This is a genomic window from Streptomyces sp. NPDC004561 (assembly GCF_053602155.1).
The window spans coordinates 1-4,777 of record NZ_JBSGDB010000601.1 but is presented as its reverse complement, the minus strand read 5'-3'; the positions used below and the strand labels follow the sequence as shown (position 1 = coordinate 4,777).

General features: G+C 74.5%; 5 protein-coding genes. 2 read left to right on the top strand and 3 right to left on the bottom strand.

Translation table 11 applies throughout. The features are described 5' to 3' along the window. From ACWEN3_RS41655 to ACWEN3_RS41645, 3 genes are all read right to left on the bottom strand, one after another. Positions 1-1,641: trypsin-like peptidase domain-containing protein (locus ACWEN3_RS41655; protein ID WP_452982499.1), on the bottom strand; the 1,641-nt coding region annotated here is incomplete at its 3' end. A 14-nt stretch (positions 1,642-1,655) separates the two neighbouring features. After that, complete coding sequence (locus ACWEN3_RS41650; protein WP_452982496.1) at positions 1,656-2,063, bottom strand: CU044_2847 family protein; 408 nt, start codon at positions 2,061-2,063, stop codon at positions 1,656-1,658. A gap of 87 nt (positions 2,064-2,150) precedes the next feature. Then, entirely contained in the window at positions 2,151-2,330 is a 180-nt protein-coding gene (locus tag ACWEN3_RS41645) for a DUF6104 family protein (protein WP_028420339.1), read from the bottom strand. Between the two features lie 224 nt (positions 2,331-2,554). Here ACWEN3_RS41645 and ACWEN3_RS41640 point away from each other — a divergent pair, with 224 nt between their 5' ends. Both ACWEN3_RS41640 and ACWEN3_RS41635 read left to right on the top strand, forming a co-directional pair. Continuing rightward, complete coding sequence (locus ACWEN3_RS41640) at positions 2,555-3,526, top strand: DUF4097 family beta strand repeat-containing protein (RefSeq protein ID WP_452982492.1); 972 nt, start codon at positions 2,555-2,557, stop codon at positions 3,524-3,526. Between the two features lies 1 nt (position 3,527). Continuing rightward, a complete protein-coding gene (locus ACWEN3_RS41635; protein ID WP_452982489.1) occupies positions 3,528-4,592 on the top strand; it encodes a PadR family transcriptional regulator in 1,065 nt (354 codons plus the stop codon). The last annotated feature ends 185 nt before the right edge of the window (positions 4,593-4,777 follow it).

Here is a 4,777-nt window from a genome sequence, read left to right as displayed (position 1 = left end):
GGCGTGGTCAGCAGCGTGAAGAGCACCGAGTGCCACATGCTCTCCCAGAAGAGGGAGTCGGTGAGCACCTCGCGGTAGTTCGACAGGAGCGGCGGGGGACGGCACGCCGACGGAGCCGGTCCCCACGGGCGCCTGGGCGAGTCCGCCGGTCCGGGGCGCGTCGGCAGGAACCGCTGGGGACGGCACCCCGGCGGCGCCCGTCCCCGCGGGCGCTTCGGCGAGTCCGCCGGTCCCGGGCGGTTCGACGGGGCCGGCGGGGGACGGGAGCCGGAGGGGGCCCGTCGCCGACGGTGCCGCGACGGGGCCGAGCCCGACAGCGGATTCGGCCGGGCCTCCGGGCCCCGCGATCGCTCCGGGTCCCGCGGTCCGTACGGGCGTTCCAGGTCCCCAGGTCACCCCGGCCCCCGCAGCCCGGCCGTTCTCCTCGCCGGCCGCTCCGCGCCCCGCGGGGTCCTCGCCGCCCGGGCCGCCGTTGTCCTCGATGCCCGCCAGGAGGGACCGGACGGCCTCGCCCACCGCCCAGTGCTGGTGGCCGGCCGCCTGCCCGGCGATCCAGGCGGTGAACGCGCGCAGGTGGCGCGGATCCACCCGTCCGGCACGCTCGCGGGCGGTCTTGCGGAGCACCTTCGCCGCGTAGAGCAGGACGGCGTCGAGGTCGACCAGGGTCCCGCCGCCGCCCGGCTCCAGCGTGCGCAGCCCGTACAGCAGCCCGGCGCCCTCCCGCCAGGTCCGCACGTTGCGCAGCATCAGCGACGGCAGCCGTTCGCCGCGCACCTGTTCCTTCACGTCCTCCACGAGGTGGACGACCTCGCCCGCCCCGGCCGGCGGCGGCAGCTGTGCGAGATGGCCGTAGAGCCGGGTCCGCAGCTCGGCGGTGATCCCGGAGACCGCGGGCGCCTGGCCGGGCAGGGTGGCGTGGAGCGCGGTCCAGTCGGGGTCGGGCGAGGGGGTGCCGAGGCGGCTCAGGTGATACAGGTCGTGCGCCCGCAGCACCTCCTCCACCACCCGGGCGTCGCCGTCGCGCAGGTCCAGCAGCTCGTAGAGCGCGGTGACCGGAACGGCGACGCCGTCCTCACGCCGCCGCCCCTTGGTCACGCCGATGACGGCGCCCTGCCGCAGGTCGAGCACCGGCCCCCCGGACAGTCCGCCGACCGGCAGGCTCCCGGCGAGCAGCAGGGCCCGCGCGTCGGAGCCGGCCAGTTCGCCGAGGGCGTGCCGGACGCCCAGCTCGCCGGTCTGCACGGACCAGCCGTAGAGCCCGAGCGAGGTCCGGGGGCCCGGCTCCCGGTCGCCGAGCCACAGGCAGGGCACGTCGTCCGCGCCGGTCACCCGGACGAGCGCGAGGTCGGGGAACGGCCACGGATCGCGCGGCGCCTGCCGGGTGTCGGGGCGGGGTGCGACGACCACGGCGCTGCCGGTGCCGGTACGTTCCGCCCAGGCGCGGGCGGCGGTGCGCTCCTGCCAGGTCACGCTCATCGCGCTCTCCCCTCGGCACACCGCAGCTCCCCCCTTCCCCACCACATGCGCGCAGGTCAGCAGCCACCCTGGGGCCACGAAGAAGCCCGATCCCCAGTACGGGTCACGGTCCGTTGCATACCCGTCACCCGGTGCGCCGATGCGTGCGAGAGAGGGGCGCACCATCTCGCCGAAGGCGCTCATGCGGCGCCGGGGGCCGGGGATCCGGGCGGGACGGCATCGCCGCCGGGCGCCGCGGGACCCGTGCCACCTGTCTGCGCGGCCGGTTCGGTCCAGGTCAGAGACACCGTGAGGGAGGACTTGCCGCCGCCCTCCGCGATGGCGCTCACGATCTTGCCCGACTGCGCCGTCAGTTCGATGCCGAAGCTGACGGCGACCTCGACGGGGGCCGGGGTCTGCAGACCGGCGCGCAGGGAGCGCACGACACCGCCGACCGTGCCGGCCAGTCCCCCCGCCATGTCGATGACCCGGTCCCCGAGCCCGGTGTCCCAGTAGGCCCCGTCCAGCGCGTCCTCGTCGGCCGCCCCGATCCTGGCCCAGACGACGGTGCCGTCGTCCAGACGTACGCGTTCCACTCCGCCAGCCATGACGCCCCCGTTCGCCGATGGAAGAAGAAGGCTAACCCCCGGGAACGGAGAGGGGGAGGGGCAACGGCCGAGACGGCTGGTGATCGCCTACTCGTCGTCCTCGTCGTCGAGCCGGGCGAGCCAGGTGGCCAGCCGCTCCACGGGCACCTCGAAGTCGGGGTTGAGATCCACGAACGTGCGCAGCTGCTCGGCGAGCCACTCGAAGGTGATCTCCTCCTCGCCGCGCCGCTTCTCCAGCTCCTCGATACCGCGGTCGGTGAAGTACATGGGGTGCGTCTCCTGCTTGTGCATCCGGGCCGGTGATGGCTTCACGACCAGCGTATGCAATGGGCCGGGCGCACTTCGCGGCACCCGGCGGCACCGACGGGGCGGGACCGCGGGGGCGTCGTCACCCGAAGGAGTGCCTTGACTTCCCGGAGCCACGATATATCGTGTTTCTCAGAGGACGCGATATGGCGCGTCGCGATCCCTGTCCGGCCTAGGAGGTCCCCATGCCCGAGTGGTCCGTCGCCGAGCCCCAGAAGCTGACCTTCGACACCCCCGTGAGCGACCTCCAGGTCCGCATCGTCAACGGAACGGTGAACGTGGTGGGCACGGACGAGGGTTCCGCCCGCCTGGAGGTCTCGCAGATCGAGGGACCACCCCTGGTGGTCACCCAGCAGGGCGGCACGCTCACGGTGGCCTATGAGGACCTGCCCTGGAAGGGCTTCCTCAAGTGGCTCGACCGCAAGGGCTGGCGCCGCAGCGCGGTCGTCTCCCTGGCCGTCCCGGCGGACACGCGCGTGGAGGTGGGCGTGGTCGGCGCCGGCGCGGTCGTCTCCGGCATCAGCGGCGAGGCGGTGGTCAAGGGCGTCACCGGCGACACCACCCTGGTCGGCGTCTCGGGCCGGGTCCGCGCGGACACCGTGTCGGGGAACCTGGAGGCGCAGGCGGTCACCGGCGAGCTGCGCTTCAACTCGGTCTCCGGAGACCTGACCGTGGTCGAGGGCTCGGGCCCCTCCGTCCGGGCCGACTCCGTCAGCGGCTCCATGATCATCGACCTGGACCCCGACGGCCCCACGGACGTCAGCCTCACCAGCGTCTCCGGCGAGATCGCCATCCGCCTGCCGCACCCGGCGGACGCGGAGGTGGAGGCGAACACGGCGAGCGGCAGGATCTCCAACGCCTTCGACGGCCTCCGCGTGCACGGCCAGTGGGGCGCACACAAGATCACCGGCCGGCTCGGCGCGGGCACCGGACGGCTCCGGGCCACCACCGTCTCCGGCTCGATCGCACTGCTCCGCCGCCCGTCGCGCGAGGACGAGGAGGACAGCGGGTGGGAGGCCGAGCCGCCGAGGCACCCGCGCGCGCCGGGCCCCCGGACCGGAGCGGACACCGCCCCGGGGGACAATTCCGTCTCCGGCCAGGGCACCGAAGCCACCGACGCCCCGGCCGACGGCACGACCGACAAGAAGGTGCTCTGACATGCCCCCCGTCTTCGCCCACGGCCGCCTCCGCCTGTACCTGCTCAAGCTGCTCGACGAGGCCCCGCGGCACGGCTACGAGGTGATCCGGCTCCTCGAAGAGCGCTTCCAGGGCCTGTACGCCCCGTCCGCGGGCACGGTCTACCCCCGCCTCGCCAAGCTGGAGGCCGAGGGGCTGGTCACCCACACCACGGAGGGCGGCCGCAAGGTGTACGCCATCACGGACGCGGGCCGCGCCGAACTGGCCGACCGCAGCGGGGAGCTGGCCGATCTGGAGCTGGAGATCCGCGAGTCCGTCGCGGAACTGGCCGCCGAGATAAGGGCCGATGTGCGCGGCGCGGCCGGTGACCTGCGCCGCGAGATGCGCGCGGCCGCCTCCGAGGCCCACCGGGGCCCGAAGGCCGGCGCCGGGGCGGGCGGCCCCTTCGGGGAGAACGGCGACCTCGGCGACAAGGAGGCCTGGCGGGCCGCCAAGGAGGAGATGCGCCGGGTCAAGCAGGAGTGGAAGGAGCAGGCCCGCCGCGCCAAGGACGAGAGCCGCCGGGCGCGTGAGGAGGCCCAGCGGGCCCGCCGTCAGGCGCAGGAGGCGCAGGCGCGGGCGCGGGCCCAGGCGCAGGAGGAGATGCAGCGCATCGCCCGCCGGGTCCAGGACCGCGTCCAGGACCACTTCACGCGCGGCGACTGGCCGACCGGCGTCCGCGAGGGGCTGACCGAACTGGCCAAGGAGTTCGGCGACTTCGGCAAGGACATGGGCAAGGAGTTCGGCAAGGACTGGGGCTTCACCCGTGCCTCCGAGGAAACGCCCGCGCCCGCCGCCCCGGCGGAACCGCACTACTCCTCGCCCGCGGAGGACTTCCCGGCCGAGTACGAACCCTCCTGGGCCCACGAGGACTTCACCGGCGAGCCGAGCCGCGACCTGGACCGACTCCTGGACCGCTTCCGCGACGACATCCGCGACGCGGCCCGCGACCACGGCGTCACCCCGGCCCAGCTCCATGACACCCGCCGCCACCTGTCCACGGCGGCGGCCCACATCGCCTCGATACTGCGCCAACCGGCCAAGTGACCCGACCACTCGGGCCCTCGCCCGTCCGGCCGACCGAGCCGGGCGGGCACACCGGCCCTTCAGCCCACGGAGACGAGTAGGCCGGCGGGCGAACCGCCCAGGTGGCGAACGCGAAGGCGAGCCCTGTCAGCCAGCCGGCCGGTCCCATGCCGATCGCCGTGCCGAGCAGCGCCAGCAGCAGGATC

Bases quoted from the DNA above. Each gene is read 5' to 3' on its own strand.
- ACWEN3_RS41650 (WP_452982496.1), bottom strand. From the start codon at position 2,063: ATGGCTGGCGGAGTGGAACGCGTACGTCTGGACGACGGCACCGTCGTC.
- ACWEN3_RS41645 (WP_028420339.1), bottom strand. From the start codon at position 2,330: ATGTACTTCACCGACCGCGGTATCGAGGAGCTGGAGAAGCGGCGCGGC.
- ACWEN3_RS41640 (WP_452982492.1), top strand. From the start codon at position 2,555: ATGCCCGAGTGGTCCGTCGCCGAGCCCCAGAAGCTGACCTTCGACACC.
- ACWEN3_RS41635 (WP_452982489.1), top strand. From the start codon at position 3,528: ATGCCCCCCGTCTTCGCCCACGGCCGCCTCCGCCTGTACCTGCTCAAG.